The organism is Fervidobacterium riparium (assembly GCF_025370035.1).
Lineage (GTDB): Bacteria > Thermotogota > Thermotogae > Thermotogales > Fervidobacteriaceae > Fervidobacterium > Fervidobacterium gondwanense.
Map to the genome: position 1 here is coordinate 625997 of NZ_CP009277.1, position 20447 is coordinate 646443.

General features: G+C 39.3%; 15 protein-coding genes. 8 read left to right on the forward strand and 7 right to left on the reverse strand.

The genetic code is table 11. The annotated features are described in order from the left end of the window. Positions 1-148: 148 nt before the first annotated feature. Both IB67_RS02790 and IB67_RS02795 read right to left on the reverse strand, forming a co-directional pair. The gene (locus tag IB67_RS02790) at positions 149-466 is read right to left on the reverse strand and encodes a hypothetical protein (RefSeq protein WP_072759609.1); all 318 of its coding nucleotides are present in this window, start codon (positions 464-466) and stop codon (positions 149-151) included. 124 nt (positions 467-590) lie between these two features. Further along, positions 591-2915: a methyl-accepting chemotaxis protein gene (locus IB67_RS02795; RefSeq protein WP_498875447.1), complete on the reverse strand. Its 2325-nt coding sequence runs from the start codon at positions 2913-2915 to the stop codon at positions 591-593. A gap of 342 nt (positions 2916-3257) precedes the next feature. Here IB67_RS02795 and IB67_RS02800 point away from each other — a divergent pair, with 342 nt between their 5' ends. Further along, positions 3258-4475: an MFS transporter gene (locus tag IB67_RS02800; protein ID WP_498875509.1), complete on the forward strand. Its 1218-nt coding sequence runs from the start codon at positions 3258-3260 to the stop codon at positions 4473-4475. Between the two features lie 62 nt (positions 4476-4537). Here the strand turns inward: IB67_RS02800 and IB67_RS02805 are convergent, their stop codons facing one another. Both IB67_RS02805 and IB67_RS02810 read right to left on the reverse strand, forming a co-directional pair. After that, positions 4538-6007: an ATP-binding protein gene (locus tag IB67_RS02805; RefSeq protein ID WP_498875448.1), complete on the reverse strand. Its 1470-nt coding sequence runs from the start codon at positions 6005-6007 to the stop codon at positions 4538-4540. Positions 6008-6115: 108 nt separating this feature from the next. Further along, positions 6116-8050, reverse strand: a complete 1935-nt coding sequence (locus tag IB67_RS02810; RefSeq protein WP_498875510.1) for a glucodextranase DOMON-like domain-containing protein — start codon at positions 8048-8050, stop codon at positions 6116-6118. Between the two features lie 290 nt (positions 8051-8340). Between IB67_RS02810 and IB67_RS02815 the strand changes: the two genes are divergently transcribed. Both IB67_RS02815 and IB67_RS02820 read left to right on the forward strand, forming a co-directional pair. Continuing rightward, complete coding sequence (locus IB67_RS02815) at positions 8341-9489, forward strand: IS110 family RNA-guided transposase (RefSeq protein ID WP_164542215.1); 1149 nt, start codon at positions 8341-8343, stop codon at positions 9487-9489. Positions 9490-9814: 325 nt separating this feature from the next. Then, positions 9815-10303: a hypothetical protein gene (locus IB67_RS02820; protein ID WP_498875449.1), complete on the forward strand. Its 489-nt coding sequence runs from the start codon at positions 9815-9817 to the stop codon at positions 10301-10303. A 63-nt stretch (positions 10304-10366) separates the two neighbouring features. Here IB67_RS02820 and IB67_RS02825 read toward each other — a convergent pair whose 3' ends face one another. Beyond that, complete coding sequence (locus tag IB67_RS02825; RefSeq protein ID WP_498875450.1) at positions 10367-11296, reverse strand: 1-phosphofructokinase family hexose kinase; 930 nt, start codon at positions 11294-11296, stop codon at positions 10367-10369. A 130-nt stretch (positions 11297-11426) separates the two neighbouring features. Here IB67_RS02825 and IB67_RS02830 point away from each other — a divergent pair, with 130 nt between their 5' ends. The 5 genes from IB67_RS02830 (at position 11427) to IB67_RS02850 (ending at position 17479) form a co-directional block, all read left to right on the forward strand. Beyond that, a complete protein-coding gene (locus IB67_RS02830; RefSeq protein ID WP_424695456.1) occupies positions 11427-13088 on the forward strand; it encodes a sensor domain-containing diguanylate cyclase in 1662 nt (553 codons plus the stop codon). A 168-nt stretch (positions 13089-13256) separates the two neighbouring features. Continuing rightward, positions 13257-15443: a heavy metal translocating P-type ATPase gene (locus IB67_RS02835; RefSeq protein ID WP_072759645.1), complete on the forward strand. Its 2187-nt coding sequence runs from the start codon at positions 13257-13259 to the stop codon at positions 15441-15443. A gap of 32 nt (positions 15444-15475) precedes the next feature. Then, positions 15476-15682, forward strand: a complete 207-nt coding sequence (locus IB67_RS02840; RefSeq protein WP_072759646.1) for a heavy-metal-associated domain-containing protein — start codon at positions 15476-15478, stop codon at positions 15680-15682. Between the two features lie 35 nt (positions 15683-15717). Beyond that, entirely contained in the window at positions 15718-16809 is a 1092-nt protein-coding gene (locus IB67_RS02845) for a pyridoxamine 5'-phosphate oxidase family protein (RefSeq protein WP_245789587.1), read from the forward strand. A 31-nt stretch (positions 16810-16840) separates the two neighbouring features. Then, entirely contained in the window at positions 16841-17479 is a 639-nt protein-coding gene (locus IB67_RS02850; RefSeq protein ID WP_072759648.1) for a FeoB-associated Cys-rich membrane protein, read from the forward strand. Positions 17480-17532: 53 nt separating this feature from the next. Here IB67_RS02850 and IB67_RS02855 read toward each other — a convergent pair whose 3' ends face one another. Continuing rightward, complete coding sequence (locus IB67_RS02855) at positions 17533-18741, reverse strand: iron-containing alcohol dehydrogenase (protein WP_498875451.1); 1209 nt, start codon at positions 18739-18741, stop codon at positions 17533-17535. A gap of 241 nt (positions 18742-18982) precedes the next feature. Beyond that, positions 18983-20341 carry an MFS transporter gene (locus tag IB67_RS02860; protein WP_498875452.1) on the reverse strand — a complete coding sequence of 453 codons (1359 nt, stop codon included), beginning with the start codon at positions 20339-20341 and terminating at the stop codon, positions 18983-18985. Between the last annotated feature and the right edge of the window lie 106 nt (positions 20342-20447).

Genomic DNA, 20447 nt, shown 5'->3' on the forward strand with positions numbered 1-20447 from the left:
TCACCCAAGAAGATATATCTACAAGAATTAAAAATAAAAGGGTGACTACACCCCCCGAAATCTATATGCCGTATAGTATATATCTACAAGAATTAAAAATAAAAGGGCAGTTCTTCAAACTGCCCTCGCTTTTTGAAAAACATACCTATTAACTTTTTTCAGTATCTTCCTCTAATACGATTTTTTCAAACTCGGTCTCGGCAATATCCTCCGGGTTTCCACGCTTTACGACTATTGTTTTCTCAGTTGGGAGAACCTTGAATCTTTCCCACGGAAATTCGTAAATTTCGCGAAGGTCTCTAACTTCGTCAGGCACTTCGATTAATTCTATTTCCAGTTTCGACTCTTGGAAAACCCAATCACCTATTTCATACGTTCCGTAGACGGTAACAAACTTCGTTGCATCCTCCCATTTGAACCAACGTGGGATGAAATACCCAAATGAGTACAAGTTCCACTTAATCATCATAAAACCTCCTTTGAAATCAACAGGTCGCAAATAACCTTGACACAGACTTTAACATGCACATGTAAATTATACCACAAAAACAAAAAAGTGGGCTCTCGCCCACTTTTGTAGCAATTAAACTTTAGCAACTCATTTCTCCACATTGCTTTTTTATCTCTTCCAACAACGATATCAATCTATTTGCAGTTCCTTCCACTTCTCTGTAAGCCCTTTCTGCCTCCTGCAATTTGCCATGTTTCACGTATTCCATCACTTTCTCACCATTGTAGTGTACCTGTTCGTGCAATTTCCCAACTTCTTCCCACATGCTTTCCATGCCTTCTGGTGGTCTTGTAAAGTCATATATTGTTCCGAACGCACACCTGTGTGGGTTGAATTGTAGCATCTCTTCTCTCCCGTTCTTCACCGAATTGTATAGCCTCTCCAGCCAAGTTCTGTGGACTTTAATCGCTTTTTCTATTTCTTGCACATAATCTTCTTTCTCAGACACCACTATATTTTTTCTCACATTTTCTGATATCCTCAGGATCGTGTTACTAACTTCTGTATCCGCTTTGTGAACCTCTGGAAGCAGGTTTTTCACTTTGTTTATCTCTTCTGTAAGTTCACTCGTCCGTGCAACTATTTCATTCACGTTGTTCGTTGCGCTCTGCATTGCCGAGCTTATCTCTTGTGCAGACGCACTTTGTTCTTCACTTGCGGCCGCCAGAGTCTCTGCTTTATTGTTTATTATTTCCATCAATTTGTATATATTATCAAAGACATCCCTAACCTTTTCCACACTCTTTCTTGACTCGTTCAGTACACCTGCATTTTCGTTTACCGACATGCTGACTTTTTCTACACCAATTTGTATGTTATTCAGTATACTCTGTATATCACTCGTTGACTTCTTACTCTCTTCTGCCAGCTTCCTTATCTCATCTGCGACGACTGCAAATCCTCTTCCCGCTTCTCCTGCTCTTGCCGCCTCTATCGCCGCGTTTAAAGCGAGCAAATTTGTCTGCTCCGCTATAGAATTTATTGTTTCAACAATCGTCTGTATTTGCTTTGAGTAGTCCACCAACGACAATGTTACTTCCAGTGATTTGTTTGATGAATGTATCGTACTCTGGATGCTTTCTACTAATTTTTGGACATTCTCTCTGGAACTCACAATCTCGTTAAATGCCCTCGCGGTTACCGATGAAATCTCCTGAGCACTATTCGAAACGTTCTGAGCTGCTGTCGCTGTCTCTTCAGCACCAGAGTTTGTCTCCTCTATTGCCGCAGAAACGCTCTCTATCATGTCTGTTACATTTTCTATAACACTCACAGTTTGATTTACAACATCTTCAACCTGGTTTGTAACCATGCTGTAGTTGGAAACAGCTTTGTTAATATCTACAAAGCTCATTTGAGAATCTTTGAACAAAGCTTGTAATTTGCGCAGCGTTTCATTCAACGTGTTTGCTATAGCACCTATCTCGTTACTTGTTCCATGCAACTTAACAGTAAGGTCTCCGCTTGCAACTTTCTCAAGTGTTAAGTTAATTGACTTAACTTGTTTATTGATACTCCTAAGGATCATGAAAAGAACAACCACTATAACAACAATTACCAAACTCATTAAGAAAGTTGTCATTAAATTGCGCTTTTTCTGGAGTGCAACCTCCTCTTTAAGTGATGTCTTGCTGATGAGCAATCCGACTACATTCCCCTCAACGTCTTTCATGTGAATCACGTTGTACAAAAATCCATTATTCAGAAAATAATAATCCTCGTTTTCGATAAACTTTCTAAGGTCCTCGCTACTTATTTCCTTTGTCAAATCTTCATTTTCGGTTACTACTATTGGCTTTTCTAACTTTTTGCCATCTTCATCGTACAATTGCACAAAATTCTGTTCATTCGGGATGTCTTCTAAAAAACTCTTGTTCAAGTATAAACCAAGTTCAGCAATTGCTATAAACTGCCCATCTTTGAAAACCGGCTTTATACTTCTTAACCCAATGCCGCTTGCACCAATTTCGTACGTCACCACATCTGATTTATTGCTTGCAACATTCAACAACGCTTTTCTGAAGCTTAGATCATCACCATACTTTTCTGGCTTGTGCATTCTTAGAAAACTCTTCAAATCCGGAGTGATAAACTGAAAGATCTCTATTCCGTTTCTTTTGAAATCTTCGTAGCTTGGAATCAAATAATCGCGCAGCGAGTCTCTATCACCGTTTGCCAGATATTCGAGTATGGTCGGGTCATTCAAAGAATCAGTTAGAACCGTTTTCAACACTCCAGCAATTCCATCCACAACTTCTTGCACGACCTCTCCGGCAACCGTATCGTAAGTTTCGATCCAATGTTCCTGAATTTTCTTTGAAAAGTTCATCTGAATGATAAATGTGACAACAAATCCGGCAACTACAATAGTAGCAATCAAAACAGGAAGATATTTTAACTTCATAAGTCTTTCCCTCCTCTTGTAAGTGATATATATCCCGTCTAAGTATATTTAACATAGGATTATACCATAAAGTTACATTTTAAGATGATTAATTTAAACACCTGCATAAGTTTATTAAACTATTATTCAATGTAAGAAAAATCACTATAGAGTTCATACTCGTGCCTCACATAAACGAGAGATTAAATTTCAGTTCTTGGGAATTTATAGTGCAAAGGTTGTATTTGACAATACTTTACATGTAGTGTAAAATAAATATACGTTTTCCAAAAGGAGGGATAGCGCTTGAACACCGTCGACAAGGTTATTGAAACGCACGTTGGTTTAAAGCTTCAAAAGCTCATGTTACTCATCACTTCCGTTCTTTGGCTGTTCGACGCAGCAGGTGTGCTTGTTTTGTCTTTTACACTTCCTTCGATTGTTCAAGAGTGGGGATTATCAGTCCAGCAGTCTGCCAACATTCTGAGCTCCACGTTTCTTGGAATGCTTGTGGGAGCTCTAAGCGTTGGTCTGATCGCTGATTTGTTTGGCAGAAAGTTGTCGAATATTTTCTATTTCTTATTCACCGTTGTTTTTACAGGGTTGCTCGGTTTTTCGAAAACTCCAAGTGCGTTTTTATTTTTAAGATTTCTTGCTGGTATAGGCTATGGTGGGTTGATGCCGTCTGTAAATGCGTATCTGTCTGAATTCATAGGGAAGGCTATAAGAGGGCGTTATCTGGTACTTTTGGAGGCTAGCTGGGCGATTGGCAGTATCGCAATTGGTCTTGTAGCAGTCTTGACAACACAACACTCTTGGCGGATAAGTTATTGGAGCTTCTTCTCCGGAATTGTCATGTTACCAATACTCTTCAAACTCTCAGAATCACCAAAGTTCGTATTCAAAAAGCATGGAAAGAAAGGTTTAGAAAATGTCCTCGGCATCAGCATACAGGCTGAGATTGAACCTCTACCAAAAAGTAAGTTCAGCATAGCCGATATTCTTAAACCACCTTATTTAACCAAAACAGTTATGATTTGGACTTCATGGTTTGTCGTTAGTTTTGTGTACTACGTGCTCTTCTCATGGGCTCCGAAAATCTTCGCACAGCAGGGGCTCAGCACTACAAAATCGCTCTGGTTCACGTTCTTCATGATGGTTGCTCAGCTTCCGGGCTACTTGTCTGCTGCATACTTCATTGAGAGGATAGGCAGGAAGAAATCTCTCGTGATTTATTTCATTGGAATGGCTATTTCGTCTATCCTGTGGGCTTTTGTAACAAGCTCAGTACAACTTATTTTGACGGCACTGCTTCTTTCATTCTTCACGCTCGGTGTTTGGGGGCTTGTGTATGCGTATACACCTGAGCTGTACCCAACCCCCATGCGCGGGACTGGGAATGGGATGGCTGGTGTTATCGCAAGGATAGCAGGAATATTAGCCCCTCAGTTCGGGGGCTACATGCTATCGCTGAACAAGTCCTTGCTCGAAATCTTCTCATGGCTTGCAGGGTTATCATTATTGGCAGCAGTCGTTGTGGTGCTTTTGGCAGTTGAAACGAAAGGTAAGGAGATACAGTAGAAAATTGAAAAGGGCGGTTTTTGAACCGCCCTTTCACGTTTTTGTCTGAGAAAATGCATATATTATATTAACAGGAACCAGCTCAGCGGCAGCTTTACGGTATTTTCACTGAAGTACACATCATCAAATGCTTTTGAAATCAATATACCATACCTATAATCCTTTATTTCACTGCGGTAGATTTGTTTAGCTGTTCGTTTTCCTTTACCAACTTCAAGCAGAATTGGCCTGTCTCGAGTTTCCAAAACAAAATCTGGGGTCTTTTCCGAACTTGTTGTAACGTAACTGAGGAACCCGTTTTGTACCCTCCTCCTTACATAAAGAACAACTATATCTTCGTATATCTTATCCACAAATTGTTCAGGTATATCCATTTTGTATATAGAATAAAGTAGCGCCATCCTCAGTGTCGGGGACATAAAGAAGGCTTTTTTATTCTTCGTTAACTTTGAATCGATACCACCGTATGGGTTCAAAACGTTTAGAACCTCAGATTTTTCGAGTACACTTATAATATTTTCAATTTCTTTTTTATTAATGCCATAGTTCTGAGAGATTGAATCGATATTTATCTCATCAGAGCCAGCAATTCGGATAAGCAATTTCAGCATTTGCTCTGCATTAATCTCAGTATCTGACAGACGTCCTACATCTTCGTGTATAATTCTGGTAAACAACGTTTGAACCTCTTCGTATATTCTGAACTTATCTTTATAGAGTATGAAGTAAGGAATGTTGTAGAACTTGAGATAATCATCAACGTAGATGTATATGTGGTTCTCTTCTTTTCCGTTTTTAGAAAACACCTTAGAGACTTTGGAAAGATAATCGCTGATTCTTGGCTTTATATCTTCAATTCTTTTTTTTGCTTCTTCGATTGTTTGACTGTAAAATAACGCATTCTCAAGTTCAAGTGAAATTCCCTTTTCAGGTAATAACCTCTCTTCGTTGGCATAGAAAGATTTTGCGGTTACAAATTCAGTGAAGCTAAGAGGATAAAGCCTTTCTGTTTTAATCCTCCGAGCGATATCTGGGGTTTGATTTATCAAAAGTGCAGATGAACCAGTACACAATATGAAAGCTGTTCTTGCCTCATCGTACAAGATTTTCATCGCCTTTGCCCAATTAGGGTCGTCGTGGACTTCGTCGAAGAGCAGAACAATTGGTTCATTGTATTCTGAAAATCTTGCTTTTAAAATATGATTTTGGAAATCTTGCATAATTTTTATTATATTGCTGTTGATAGCAGTTATTGTGTTGACGTTAAAGAAGTACATATTTTTAGTTATATTATTGTAGATGTATTCTGCAATTTGCCACATCAACGTTGTTTTTCCAACACCACGCAACCCAACAATTCCGATAAACCTCGGCTCTGTTCCTGCTTTGAAAAAATCTTCTGCATATTTCCTGAGTAAAACATACATGTGCCTTTTTGGATATTTCTTCTCCATGATTGGATGCTTTGTATAGCTTTCCAGCTGCTTTCGTGTAACCTTCGTATTTTTCAGAAATTCATTTATTAACTCCATCAATCAATCCCCCAAGCTTCTCAAAGTTTCTTCAATTCTATTATATCACTCAAGGATTTTAAAACAAAAGGGCAGTTCAAAACCGCCCTTTTGTTCTTTCCATTTTCGTTATTTGATTACTACCGGTATCAACTTTGCGTATTCTTTTTCCGGAACGTATGATTTTAGAACTTGTTCTTGAGTGTACCCTTCTGGAACAATTGTATCAAGCACGAATGGTGCGTAGTCTTTGGAATCCATTGGATATCCGCCGAGTGTCCACTGTGTTGAGTCTTTTGTGATGGGTCTTATGTGGTCCGCTCCGAATCCATCTTGACTCATAGATAGGACGTAAGCCCTTATTCCTGTTTTCACTTCTAAGTATTTTTTGAAGACTATTATGTAAATAACCTTCTCAGCTGGGTCCGCTTCGTATGTTATGGCTTCTGGAATCTCTTTACCATCCGCCGTTGCAAAGACTATCCTATCATCAGGCCAACCCGCAACTTTTACAAAATAATCCCACGGCTGTGTAAACTGCACTCTCGCACCCTCTTTGTATGTGTTCGTTCTTCCTCCGTCTTTTGTATCAAGGTAGATGTTTATTAGCTGGTGTGAGAACCCCTTTGGAGATGCCCATGGGTTCGTCATTTCACCAAATTTTATCGCAAACACATATGCATCTTCATTTTCAAGTACTTGCATCTCAACTATGTCCCAAAGCCCTTTGTAAGGTGCGAAAGCTGGGTCCTTTGGATATGTGTACGTTCCAAAGCCGTAATCGTCGCCAATTTTGTCAACAAACTTTGCAATTACGTTTCCGGAAATCATCGTTGGAGCCTTGATTGCCACACCATCGGATGGCACCACTTCGTCCTTACCTTCTACAGATACAACAACATAAAGATTGAACGTTTCTCCGCTCTTCACACCGAGTATATCGTACGGTATTTCGAATTCGACAGCTTCATCCACCGCAACTCTGAATGGATTAGCTTGGAGTATCCATGAATCGTCTCCGGCAGCCGCAAAGAACGAACCTCTCTTTCTTGCTTGCCATGTTCTCATGTTTATTGAAAATCTAAATCCAACTGGTTTTGAAAGTTGCGTTCCGTTATATGTCTTTTTGTTAAAAGACGTCATTTTTGGAGCATCGGTGTAAACTTCAACAAGCACACTCTGACCAAGATATTGCGTTGCTGGTTTATCCAAAAGAACTCCAACGTAAGCAGCTGTTGACGTCCTCGCGACGTATGCGACAACGCCTTTACTTTCAAAATATGCTGTTGCCTTTTCTGCTTCGGAGATCTTTCCGTCAACTGCGTACTCAACAGACTTCACAATGTTTTCTTTTGGCAATTCGGCTTTTGGTTCTTCTTCCTTCTGAATTCTTGGTGCTCCAACTTTCAGAACGCCGTCTTCTTTCCAGACTTCAAACACACCGTTCTTTCCACCGAAGCCATCGTCAACGTACGCAGGAGCATTCGGATCTACTACCCAGTCTTTTCCATCAACTACGAATTTGTATTGGTAAATCCCCTGTGAAAGCTCTAAAACCGCTTCCCACCAACCGTCGCCTGCACTGTAACATTCCGTATCTGTCGAGCTCCAATTGTTGAATGAACCAGCAATAAAGACATATTTTGCCTCTGGTTTGTAGAACTTTATTACAACATACGCGTTATCTTCGATATAGAAATTTTCTTCTCTGTCTGCATTAATCTCGATCTTTTCTTTTATCTCAGCTGCAGGGGCGAGGATAATTAATTTTCCATCCTTAAGAGCAAGTGTGAAGACTCCATTCTTTCCACCAAAACCATCGTCGGTGTAACCTGGTGCATCCGGGTCTTCCTTCCAAGTTTTTCCACCATCAATTACAAACTTGTACTGGTAAGTACCCGGCTTGAGCTCGAGCTCTGTGACCCAAACATCGCCTTCTTTTTTCATCGGATTGGCAGTCGTGGACCAGCTGTTGAAAGTTCCAGCAAGATGGACAGTGTTTGCTGTAGGATAGCTGAAAGTGAAAATAACCTTGTTTCCCTCAACTTTCAGAGCACCAAACATGAAAACAATTGAAAAAACAACAACCAGCAGAGCAACAACTGAACGTCTCATCCTACTCCCTCCTTCGTATAATAAGTTCGGTAAAAATTAAAATTGGTCTTTGAAAATTGAATGCATATTTTTTAACACCTCTGGTAAAATAGTTTCAGGTTGCCCCTCCTTGAGACTTTGTTCTCTTAAATAAGATTGCCTAACTAGAGTACAGCTTTTTACTTGCCGGAAAATGTTTTGCCTCGTTTTCTTATGTACCGCGAGGTTGTAAGGCTGTACTCAATCCGGAGGTGATTCCTTTGGCTATTTTAGCTATTGATGTCTCAAAGAACTATCTTTCTTTCTTTTCTGATTTCATCGGTAGTGGGACTGTTGAGAACTCTCCTCAAGGCATTGTTGAACTTTTTAACAAAGCTTTTGCTTCTTCTTCCGATTTTTCTCTTGTCCTTGAATCAACTGGTGTTTTTTCTTTTAATGTCGCTAACTTCTTCTTTCAAAACAACGTACCTGTCTTTTGGGTTAAAACTGATAACATTAAGCTCTATCGCAAAATTCTCAATCGTCCTAAAACTGACAAAATCGATGCTGAACTTATTTTCTCTATCGCTTCTAAATTTCCTGAGTCTTTAGTCCCTTTTGTCAATAACTCATATATCATCTCTGAGCTTCGTAATCTCACCAGACTTTATTTAAAGTTCAACGAAGATATCGCTCGATTGAAACTTAGGCTCTATTCGTATGTTTCTCTTTATTTCCCTAAACTTGACTTTAAACTAAATAAGACTTTCGAATGCCTGCTTAAAGATTATACAATCGAAGAAATCGCAAACATGCCAATTGAAGAGTTATTTGAATATATTGCGAAAATTTCCAGACACAATGTCTCTTCACAAGTCTTAGCAGAAAAACTCCAAACTCTTGCTAAAGATGCCTTGAGGTTGTCTGTTAATCCTTCAAACACTCTGAGAATATCTATTGTTTCCACTATCGATTTGATACAGCACTATGAAAAACAAATCGAACTAGTAAAGAAAGAAATAAGTAAATTACTTAAAGTAATTCCGAACACACTAACAACAGTCAAAGGGATAGGAGAAATAACTGCAGCTGGAATTATAGCCGAAATAGGAGACATCAATCGTTTCGAAAAAGCCTCAGCGTTAGCATCATACGCAGGGCTTGTATGGACAATCAATCAAAGTGGAAATTACAAATCAGAAAACAACCAACTAACGAAAAAAGGGAACAAGTATCTAAGAACATACCTAGTAATGGCAGCGAACGGAGTAAAGACATACGATCCTGTATACAAAGAATATTATCGCAAAAAGTACGCAGAAGCAACAACACACAAACACATGAGAGCGCTAATATTAACTGCAAGGAAATTAGTAAATTTAGTGTATTATTTACTAAAGAACAACGTACCGTATGTACCGATGAAATAGGTAAAAAGAACGAAATCAAGTATGTGAAGAATGAAAGTGAAATATTAAGTTATTGAAAGTCAAAGAGTTGACTAGGTTTTTTATTTTTCTATTTTTTCTCCTCTTGACTTATTACCGGAAATCTTAAGATAGATTGCCGAAGATATTTTCTCACAAATTAAGTATCTTTTGACATATCAATGGAAATTTTTCACAGCTGTGATTATTTAGAAACTCTAAGCATCTTCTAAGCTCATGATAAGTATTTTCTAAGGTTATTTAGCTATACTATGATTGCCCACGATGAAAATGGCAAAAAAGAAAACAAAACAGGAGGCGAATGTATATGAAAAAGTTCTTAGTGGTATTGGTTTTAGGAGTCTCAGCGGTAAGCAGCATCTTCGCATTCGGTCCAGCGAGAGGTTTCAGAAGTGGCTATGCACAACAGCGAGCACCACAAACATCTCAAACAGCAACGGCATCTCAGGTAACAAGACTTTACAGAAACTTACCAGCGGGCACAACGTTAGGTTCGACAGAGACATTCAAGGGTACAGTCAAAGAGTTCGCATTCGCCCCACAATCTGGACTCACACTGAAAGTGCAAGTTGGAGATAAGGTATACGATGTTCACGCAGGTCCAATATTCAGAGTGGCAGAAGTTAAAGCCGGACAGTCGATAGAAATCGTTGGAAAACTCGCAACCTCAACAAGTGGAAGCTACATAGTCGCAGAGCAGGTAAAACTTGAGGGAAAATCAATAGACGTTTCAAGCCTCAAAGGTCCAAAACATGCACAAGACAAAGGAAACTTTGGAAGAGGATGCAAAAGATAAGTTAAAATAATCCAAAGGAGTTAAGAAACATCGTGCCTGAAATGGCACGATGTTCTTTATTATTTACTTTACCTCCTCAATCTCCACTTTCTCAATCAATTTTTCAACATCATTCCTTCTACACAACCTTGTTCCAGGTGTCATAACCGCAGCGGTACCTGCGGCGTTTGCCCACCTTAATGCTTCCTCATCTGACGTACCTTCTGCTTTCTTAAGTACAAAACCAGCTAAGAATGAATCTCCTGCACCTACTGCACTCTTTACATTCACTTTTATTGTTTTTGTATAAAGAACCTTATCTTTTGATATAAAGTACGCACCGTCACCGCCAAGGGTCAACAATATTCCCTTCAATTCATGGATATTAATTATCTTCCTTGCTTCTTCGACAATTTCTACATGTCTTGAAACGTGTTTTCCAATCAGCCTTTGGAATTCGTGAAGGTTTGGCTTTATATAGTCCGGCTGTCCAATCAATCCTGCTTTGAGCTTATCACCATCAGCATCGAAATATACTGTTGCTCCCCACTGCTTCAGCGAAAAGACTATACCTGTGTAGAATTCGGCAACAACTCCTTTTGGCAAGCTACCTGAGACGACTACAACATCCCCCGGTCTAACAAGTGCATTGAGAACTTCAAGTACAACCTGCAACTTCTTGACACTTATCTTCTCACCCGGCATGCTTATTCTGTACTGACCTTTGTTAGTTTCTAATATAACATTCATTCTTGTTTCTTGTGGCACGCGGATGGAAGAGTAGATGACCCCCTCTCTATCTAACATCTCTTCGAGCTTGCGACCATTATCTCCACCAACGAGCGCTATAGCAATCGATACTCCGCCGAGTTCTTTTATTACTCTTGATACATCGATTCCTTTACCCGCTGGATAATCTACCACTTTCTGTGCACGGATAGTATCGTCCAGAATAAGCTCGTCAACGTAGATGTACCTATCAAGGCAGGGATTCATAGTTAATGTAAAAATCATGATATGCACCTCCAGGGCAAAAACCTTAAGTTGATAATCGTATATTATTTTATCAGATATTTTTAAATATAAAAATTAAGAAAACATGGTAAAATATTATCGAATAAAATTCCTTCTCGGAGGGAACGATGTGAAATCAAAAAGTTGGATTTATTTTCTACTACTTGGGATTATAACATTCTCATTCATCATATTTCTGAGAATATACCTTGAAAATGAAGATAAATCTTTCAGGTTGCTATTCAAGAACATTATGGAAACTCAAGCAATGGAAGTATCGCGAGCATACTTTCAATGGGACGATATGTACAATGCTGTCTCAAAACAGGACCATGAAAGCATGAGAAAGCTTCAAAGAGAGATGAAAAAGGACTATCCGTTCATTGTAGACGTTACTTTTGAAAGTGCTAACCCTCCGAATGGATTTTACTCAATAAGAAGTGAAGGGACATTCCTTATCGTTGAATACAAAATATTCGATTCTTTTGGTGAGAGATTTCTACCTGACAAAAGAGCCAGTATCCGAATTGATGTAGGCCCTATTCTAAGAAACTTTGAAATACACAATATACGAATAACAACTGCGAAGAGTAACTTAGTAAGAGATCTAGCATATGGTTTGAGATACGAAAGATTACTCACAATTAGCGAAATTCCAATAATCATGTCTTTCGTTCTACTGTTATTGATAGCAATTACTGTTGTTTACGAAATGTACGTACGTCGAGAATTAGATATAGAATCAACTCTTAATAAAGCGCTAAATTCAGTAATCCAGCTAAGCCAAGATATGCTAAGAGGTTCCGTAAAACCTTCATATCAACTGATATTAGAAAAAGCAATAGAAATAATTCCGGGCGCACAAGCAGGCTCGGTTCTTGTGAAAGATGGCGATAGATATAAATTTAGTGCTTGTGTTGGATACAACTTCGAAGAACTGAAAAAGGTCTGGTTCCTTCCTGAAGAGCTGGCGCAAAGTATGGATCCTAAAGTAAAAATAATAACGCACCTTCAGGGTTTCGACTCAGAGAAGCTCAAAGATGAGAGGTTTCAAATATTAGACAAATACGGAAGAGTTAACGAAATCAAAGCTATGCTTTCTGTTCCAATCATTGTAAACAATGAAATCGCGGCATTTTTAAATATCGACAATTTTGAAAAAGTACATACGTTTAATGATTTTTCAGTTAGAATCGCCACACTCTTCGCTACCCAGATAGGTGTTGTATTCGAAAGGTTAAAACTTGAAGAAGAGTTGTTGAAACAAAAAGACATGCTTGAATTCTTATCCACAAGAGATGCTCTAACACAACTACCAAACAGAAGAGCGCTTGAAATTGAAGCTGAAAGAATGATGAACCTTGCAAAAAGGGAAGGAAAAAACATATGCGTAGTGTACGTTGATCTTCTGAGATTCAAAATTGTTAACGACTCTTTTGGCCACAGAGTAGGAGACTATCTACTTAGAGTGATCTCTGAAAGACTCCAAAAAGTTGTAAGGAAAAGTGATTTTGTCGCACGAATCGGTGGGGATGAGTTTGTCTTCTTACTATATGATTGTAAAGAATATCTACAATTTGTGGAAAGAACGCTCCAAGAGATAGAAAAAGATATAATCTGGGAGTCGCATGTATTCAAAGTCTCCGCAAACTTCGGAATAGCAATATATCCGCATGATGGCATTGACTTTGGGGATTTACTAATTAAAGCTGATATGGCAATGTACTACGCGAAAAACAGCGGAAAAAGCTACCATCTCGCCTCGCAACTCAGCATCGATAACATTGAATAACATGAACATATTTTAGAAATGGCATTTTCTAAAATAGTAGAAACTTAAAGCCCTGTGTTCTTACCGAAAAAAACATGGGGCTTTTTAAATTTTCTTCACTGACTTAGTGATAACTAATTTACTTTTTCAGATTATCGTGTATAATATAAATTGTAAGGAGGGAGCGAAATGGAACATGTTGAGAAGAAGAAAAGCTTACGCATCACAGGAATGACGTGTGCGAATTGCGCACGAATCGTTGAAAAATCTCTTTCAAAAGTCGAAGGTGTCAAATTCGCCGCTGTTAACCTTGCAACGAACACCGCTTTCGTTGTTTTAGAAGACGATGTAGATGATGAGATTCTGGCAAAAGCGGTTGAAAGCGTTGGATATGGTGTTACTGATGAACCAGTCGAGGCAATCGAGGAGAAGAGATTGAAAAGGATAAAGACAAACCTGATAATCGCACTCATCATAACCATCCCTCTATCAATTCTGATGCTTTTCCACATGAATAACGTCCACATACCTTACTTCAAAGAACTCGAGCTTATATTTGCAGCACTTGTCATTTTCTATGCTGGTCGCGATACTATTAAAGGTGCTACAATCGCCCTTTTGCATAAGCATTCAAATATGGATACTTTGATACTCTTTGGCTCTGTAACAGCTTGGTTGACGACGCCTCTATCTTATTTCATGGACATCCACGCATTTGGCAGTATCGGTGCGATGATAGTATCTCTCCACTTGCTTGGCAGATTCATCGAATCCTACCTTAGGGATAGAGCATCTAAGCAAGTGAAAGAATTACTTGCGCTTCAATCAAAGGATGCGCAGGTTATAACGGACAAGGGAGAATTCACAGTTCCCATCGAGGCTATAAAGGAAGGTCATATACTATTGATAAAACCAGGAGAGCGAATTCCAACAGATGGAGAAATTATAGAAGGAACAGCACTGGTAGATGAATCTATGATCACCGGAGAGCCCATACCTGTTGAAAAAGGACAGGGCGACTCAGTAATAGGCGGATCTTTGAATGTGAACGGTGTTATAAAAGCTCGTGTCACTAAGACTGGTGAGGATACCTTTTTGTCAAAAATGATTTCGTTAGTCCAAGAAGCTCAAGGAGCAAAGGTGCCAATTCAACAGCTCGCAGACAGGATTACGAATTATTTCGTGCCCACCATTGTGGCTCTTGCTCTCATAAGCGCTTTTTTGTGGTATTTCAATTTCGAGAATATGAACATGCTGACTCATTCAATACGCGATATCCTTCCGTGGACTATCCACACTGAAAACATACTTTCGCTGTCTATATTCGTATTCTTAACCACGGTTGTCATCGCTTGTCCGTGTGCTTTGGGACTGGCAACTCCAATGGCATTGATAGTCGGAACTTCTTTGGCAGCGAAAAGAGGATTGCTCATTAGAAATGCGGAGGCTATCCAAACCGTCAAGAACGTTGGTTATGTGCTCTTCGACAAGACAGGAACGATTACGGAAGGAAAACCGAAGGTTTCCGTTGCGCAAATCGAAGATTCATTGAAACCGATAGCCTACAGCTTGATGAGTTTATCAACTCACCCGCTTTCAAGAGCAGTTGCGGAATATTTGTCAAACCATAAGGCCACAGTTGTTCAAATCATCGAGTTTACCGAAATTCACGGAAAAGGTGTTCAGGGTAATGTAGATGGAGTGACTTATTTTCTTGGGAAACCGAAAGACATAGCTTCTTATTCGATATATACATCTCAAGGAAAATCGATCGTCGAGTTTAGGAAAGATGACGAGATATTGGGCTTCTTCGTCATCGAAGATGCTATAAGGGAAGATTCTGTCAGAGCAATTACTGAACTCAAGAATTCAGGTATAATTCCTGTCATGGTTACAGGCGACAATGAAAACACTGCAAAGTACGTTTCAAATATCGTTGGCATAGAGCAAGTATATGCAAACGTTAAGCCCGAGGAAAAACTGAACATTGTGCGGAAATTCCAAGCGTTCGGCAAGAAAGTGATTATGGTCGGTGATGGAATAAACGACGCAGCGGCGCTGAAAGCAGCGGACATAGGCATTGCAATTGGAAGCGGAAGTGACTTGGCAATCGATAGTGCTGATATAATAATAACAAAGGGTGGTATATCAAAGGTAGCTGATGTGATAAAGATATCGAAAATAACATTCCAAGCTATCAAGGTCAATTTGCTATTTGCGTTCTTCTACAACGTCATCGCTATTCCGCTTGCAATGCTTGGGTTGTTACATCCGGCGATAGCTGAAGCTGCCATGGCTATGAGCTCAATCACGGTGATTTTTAACTCAATAAGAATCAGGAATAAGTTCGAAAGGGCTACTCACTTATCTATTTAATTATCCCCGAATCTCAAAGGAGGCGAAGACGTATGGCAAGGTATCTGTTGAAAGTTCCTGACATTTCATGCAACCACTGCAAGATGAGAATTTCAAAGGCACTCGAGGAAATTGGAGAGAAGGACTTTGAAGTTAGAGTTGCCCAGAAAGAAGTCATTATCGACACAGATAACATTGAAAGAGTAGTACAAAAGCTCGAAGAGATCGATTATCCGGTAGAATCGGCAACCATTCAATGATTTTCAAAACTTGAACTTATTTTGAGGCGTGCGCTATGCCCATCGAAAGAGAAAAGAAGTATCTGATTGACGAAAACCAAGCCACGAAACTTAAAAATATGGCAAAATTTTCAATTGGTGTGGTCCAGTGGTATCTGCCGGACTGCATTTTGTTGTTGGAACTTCTTGGCGAACGGGACTTTTCAAAAAGTCGAGAATGGAGAATTCGCTACACAGTGGATAAAAAAGGAAACGAAACTTGGATCGCCGCATTTAAGTCTGAACTCGTGGAAGGTTTTCAACGAGTTGAAGAGGAGTACGATTTAACCAAATTTATCAGGAAACAAAATACAGATATGTGGGAAAGACTCTTCAACGAATTATCAAGCAAGCCCGTTGTAGTGAAGATCAGACACTACATATCCGATACGCCCACAGAAATAGTGCTCGATGAGTTCATGCAGCTTGACATTCCTTACAATATCGATATTAAGTACATGGTAGAAATCGAAACTGAAGACGAATTTGAAAAATACGAAAAAGAGTACGACTTAGGTGAAGGAATAAGCACCGAAGAATTCGACATTTACACGAACAGAAATATCGCTATCGAAAGTCAAATTCCTCCGAGAGTCTTAATCACACTTGTCAAACAGGCTCTTGGAATATCTCCATTCCCAAAGATGAGAAGAAAAGACAGAGAATTACCTATTAGAGATGCTATCGAACTTCTCAAAATCGGCGAATATGGTTTTTTTACAACCTACGACGGTAACTATCCGTACGCAGTGCCAGTGAATTATGTTTATAAAGACGGTGCGATTTATTTCCACTGTGCGAGCTCTGGAAAAAAGCTTGAAAACATTTCTGTGCACAAGAACGTAAGTTTCTCAGTAGTAACAAAGGCAAAAGTTCTTCCAGAACAACTGTCGACAGCTTACGAAAGCGTTATAGCTTTCGGTCAAGCAAGGGTTGTTGATGGTGAAAAAAAGAAGATGGCACTACTTGAACTTGTCCGGAAGTACTCGCCGCAAACGTACGGAAAATTCACTCAATCAAGAGCTGAAGAATTTGAAAGTGAGTGTTCTAACACAACAGTGGTAAAATTGATAATAGAGTACATAACAGGTAAGAGACGAAATGAATAACAATTTCATTACTTAAATGGTGGCGCTGTATATGGATTCTACATTTGTAATACTATTAGTAATTTTCATAATAGTCTCCGATGCTATCGTTCTATTTGTGATTTACAGATTCAGAAAAAAGAAAAAGGAACAAGAAAACCTCGTAGAGGATTACATCAACGGTCATGGATACAGATACATCGCTCGAGAAGATAAAACATTCCAAAAGGAGTTTTCAAAAACATTCTCAAAACTCAACCCGAATTTCAGATGGAAGAATCTGAAAGTACAACACTTGTTCACATACCCCACAGAAGAGCAGGAAGGTAAATCACTTTGTTTTGAATTAGAAGTAACCGCGAGAAATTACTATAAAAAGTATTTCTGTTATCTACTTGAAAATTTTCATTCCCAGCTTCCGGAATGCAGTATAATACCTCGTTCGCCATTTGAAATTATTTTCTTGAGAAAGAATACTGCCTTCGATAAGACTTATAAAGTTATTCCAAAAGAAGTAAGCGAAAGACTTCCTTTAGATTTAAAAGAACAGCTTGTCAGGTACTTCGGAGTGTCTGTCATTTACGCTAATAATCAACTTCTCATTACAAAAGAATACAAATCAAAAGAAGAACCTTTACAGGCGCTATCTACGTGCGAAGAGATTTTTGATATAGTAAAAATGTACTCTTAAATATTGAACGCCGTTAAAAGCAAAAACCGGGCGTAAATCAGCCCGGTTTTTTGTCACATTCTCCTCAATGATGTCTCATATATCCTCTTTATAACTTCCCTCTCAGCTTTTATCGGTGCTTGGCTAAGCAACAATCCAAGTGAAGGTGTCGTCATTGCAAGTTCTGTGAGTTTGTCAACGTGACCTTCGTTGAATCCTATATCTGAAAGTTTTTCCGTAACTCCCATGTTGAATAGCCAGTTTTCTATTCCCTTGGCTATAGCTTCTGCTTCGCCTGGATTGCCTTTCAATCCCGGAACAATTGGTTCATACACTTCGGCAAGAATGTCAGCTACAGAAGGATATATTTCTTTGACAACAGCAGGAAGAAGCATCGCAAGTCCGAGTCCATGCGCAAGGTCTGGCTTAACTGCACTCAGCGGGTGCTCAAGTGCGTGCGTGAAGTGGAGCAACCCATTGTCGAATGATATACCCGCTATTGCGGATGCATACAACAGCCAGTATCTTGCGTTCAGGTCGTTTGGATTGCTCAATGCTTGAGGTAAGTATGTAGCTATAAGTCTAACCGTTTCTTTTGCCAAGAGTATCGAGTATGGGTTTCTCGAAAGTGTAGTAGCTGCTTCTGTAATGTGGTTCAAAGCATCAATTGACGTGTAGAGAGTTTGCTTGTATGGAAGTGTTAGCATCAGTTTGGGATCGTCTATTGCAAACAATGGATAAATGCAGTCGTATGCTATCGCTGGTTTGTATTCCTTTTCCAAAATAGAGGCTACAGCAAATCTGTCGACTTCCGTACCTGTTCCATGTGTCGTGTTAATTGCGATTATCGGTTTTGCTTTTGTTGGAACGAATTTTCCTTCATAAAGCTCAGAGCCAGTCTTTCCGTCGTACTCAAGCAAAACGGCAACACTCTTTGCCGTATCGATTGGACTACCTCCGCCTATGCCGAGTACTGCTTTCGCACCGAATTCCTTTCCGAGTTTTGTCGCTTCGTCTATTTGCTCAACCGTCGGGTTTGGTGTAACCTTATCGTACAGAACGTACTTAATTCCGTATTCTTTAAAGTACTTTGTCACAACATCCCATGCACCCGTGATTTTATAAGCAACAGGGTCTGTAATAACGATAACTTTCTTCATGTTGTTATTTTTAAGATATTCAGATATATCCTTCATCTTCTCAATAGCGCCAACTCCAAAATAGCATGTTGTCTTGCACCTAAGCTCGAAAACGTTGTAGATGTTAACTTTCTTTTCAAACATGTTAGTCTACCTCCTGCACTCTAAGATTGGAATAAGCTATACTTAGTATTAAATAACTAACTTTGTGATATATTTCACGTTCCATTAATATTTTAATACATACTCATTATACTGTCAATATCTTGTTGTTATTATTTTCACGATTGCTGAAAGTCTTAAGTCTTGTTGAGGTTTTCAAAAGGCAAAAAAACAACCGAGGCTTTCTGCCTCGGTTCTATTTAATGAAAGAAACTTTTTAGACTTATTCACTATGTACTGTTTGGAGATGCTTCAATATAAATTTTTCATCATAGAAGAGCAACAGAACATATCCGAGTATCATCAGGGCAAGTGAAACTATCGCACTTACTCTTAGTCCAACTTCATTAACTTCATTTGAGCCGAGTATGAATAGCGAAGGGAATATAAGACCTGCAACTGTTTGGCCCATCTTCTGCACGAATGTCCTTGCGCCAAAGAAAACTGCTGCCTTGTAATTTCCAGTTCTCTTTCCATGGGCTTCAGCTATATCGGCAACCATTGCATTTGGAAGTATTCCGAATATGGCTAACGGTATCGCTGCGAGGACTGCGACGATGTAGCTTTGCGCAACCGGTGATAATGCCAGTCTTCCAAGCATTGAAGTAAATCCGAAGTTTATAGCAAATATTATGAATCCAACCATTAGCAGTCTTTTTTTACCAAGTTTTTTCGCAAGAATATTCACAGGTGCATAGAACAGGAACGAAAGCAAAAACATTATGAGCTGAACTTGTGAAGCGTGTTCTTTTGGCAATTTTAGTAGAACTGTTATGTAGTAAACAAGTCCAAGGCTTATGCCGGTTAATCCGACCCAGTAGAGCAGGTCTTGGAGGACAAATATAAAGAACGGTTTATCCTTTAATGCTGTTTTGATCGCTTCAAGTCCACCTTCGTTTACTGTATGTGCCTCACAGTATTTTCTCTCGTCTATAAATATTATTGGTAGCAGCATGAAGATAAAACCTACAACACCGTAAGCTATTGTAACTGTCTGGAATGCTTTTAGTGGTTCAAAACCAGCTTTTTCTAAGATGGTTTGGAATAGGTATATCTGCGTTCCTATAACGTACCCTATTGCCCACGTAACAGAAATCATCGTGCTCAGTCCGAGCCTTTCATCTGGCGTGTGCCCAAGCTCACTCATCCATGCAAAAAACGGTGTAACATACATTGTCATGAACCAGTAAAAAGCTATTACTGTAGAAAAGAGCCAGATCGTGTTTATTAAATAATTGTTCGATGGTGGCAAGAACGGCAGAAAAGAAAGAACGGCGAAAGGTAATACGCTTATTGCCAAATAGCCTCTTCTTCTACCGAGTTTCAGTTTGCTCCTATCAGACAAAGTCGCAACGAGAGGATCCGTGATAGCGTCGAAAAGCCTCGATGCGCCAAGCGCTAATCCAACTATCGTGAGTCCTGCGAATACTATACCCTTTTGAATAAACTGCGTAAAATTCACCCCCTCGGGCGGCATGTAAAAATAAACAAGTGCGTTTCCAATCGCAAAGCTTGTGAGTGACCATCCAAGCTGACCGAGTGCGTACATCCACTTCTTCCACAACGGCAATCTTTCAGCCATATAGCAACCCCCTTTGTTATTTAAGACTTACATCTCAATTGTCACCGTTTTTTGTTATTGGTAACGTTACCGAAAACTAATTTCATTATATCATGTTAAAAATATA

Bases quoted from the DNA above. Each gene is read 5' to 3' on its own strand.
- IB67_RS02795 (WP_498875447.1), bottom strand. From the start codon at position 2,915: ATGAAGTTAAAATATCTTCCTGTTTTGATTGCTACTATTGTAGTTGCC.
- IB67_RS02820 (WP_498875449.1), top strand. From the start codon at position 9,815: ATGAAAAAGTTCTTAGTGGTATTGGTTTTAGGAGTCTCAGCGGTAAGC.
- IB67_RS02835 (WP_072759645.1), top strand. From the start codon at position 13,257: ATGGAACATGTTGAGAAGAAGAAAAGCTTACGCATCACAGGAATGACG.
- IB67_RS02850 (WP_072759648.1), top strand. From the start codon at position 16,841: ATGGATTCTACATTTGTAATACTATTAGTAATTTTCATAATAGTCTCC.
- IB67_RS02855 (WP_498875451.1), bottom strand. From the start codon at position 18,741: ATGTTTGAAAAGAAAGTTAACATCTACAACGTTTTCGAGCTTAGGTGC.
- IB67_RS02860 (WP_498875452.1), bottom strand. From the start codon at position 20,341: ATGGCTGAAAGATTGCCGTTGTGGAAGAAGTGGATGTACGCACTCGGT.
- IB67_RS02810 (WP_498875510.1), bottom strand. From the start codon at position 8,050: ATGTTTGGTGCTCTGAAAGTTGAGGGAAACAAGGTTATTTTCACTTTC.
- IB67_RS02825 (WP_498875450.1), bottom strand. From the start codon at position 11,296: ATGATTTTTACATTAACTATGAATCCCTGCCTTGATAGGTACATCTAC.
- IB67_RS02840 (WP_072759646.1), top strand. From the start codon at position 15,476: ATGGCAAGGTATCTGTTGAAAGTTCCTGACATTTCATGCAACCACTGC.
- IB67_RS02790 (WP_072759609.1), bottom strand. From the start codon at position 466: ATGATTAAGTGGAACTTGTACTCATTTGGGTATTTCATCCCACGTTGG.
- IB67_RS02845 (WP_245789587.1), top strand. From the start codon at position 15,718: ATGCCCATCGAAAGAGAAAAGAAGTATCTGATTGACGAAAACCAAGCC.
- IB67_RS02805 (WP_498875448.1), bottom strand. From the start codon at position 6,007: ATGGAGTTAATAAATGAATTTCTGAAAAATACGAAGGTTACACGAAAG.
- IB67_RS02800 (WP_498875509.1), top strand. From the start codon at position 3,258: ATGTTACTCATCACTTCCGTTCTTTGGCTGTTCGACGCAGCAGGTGTG.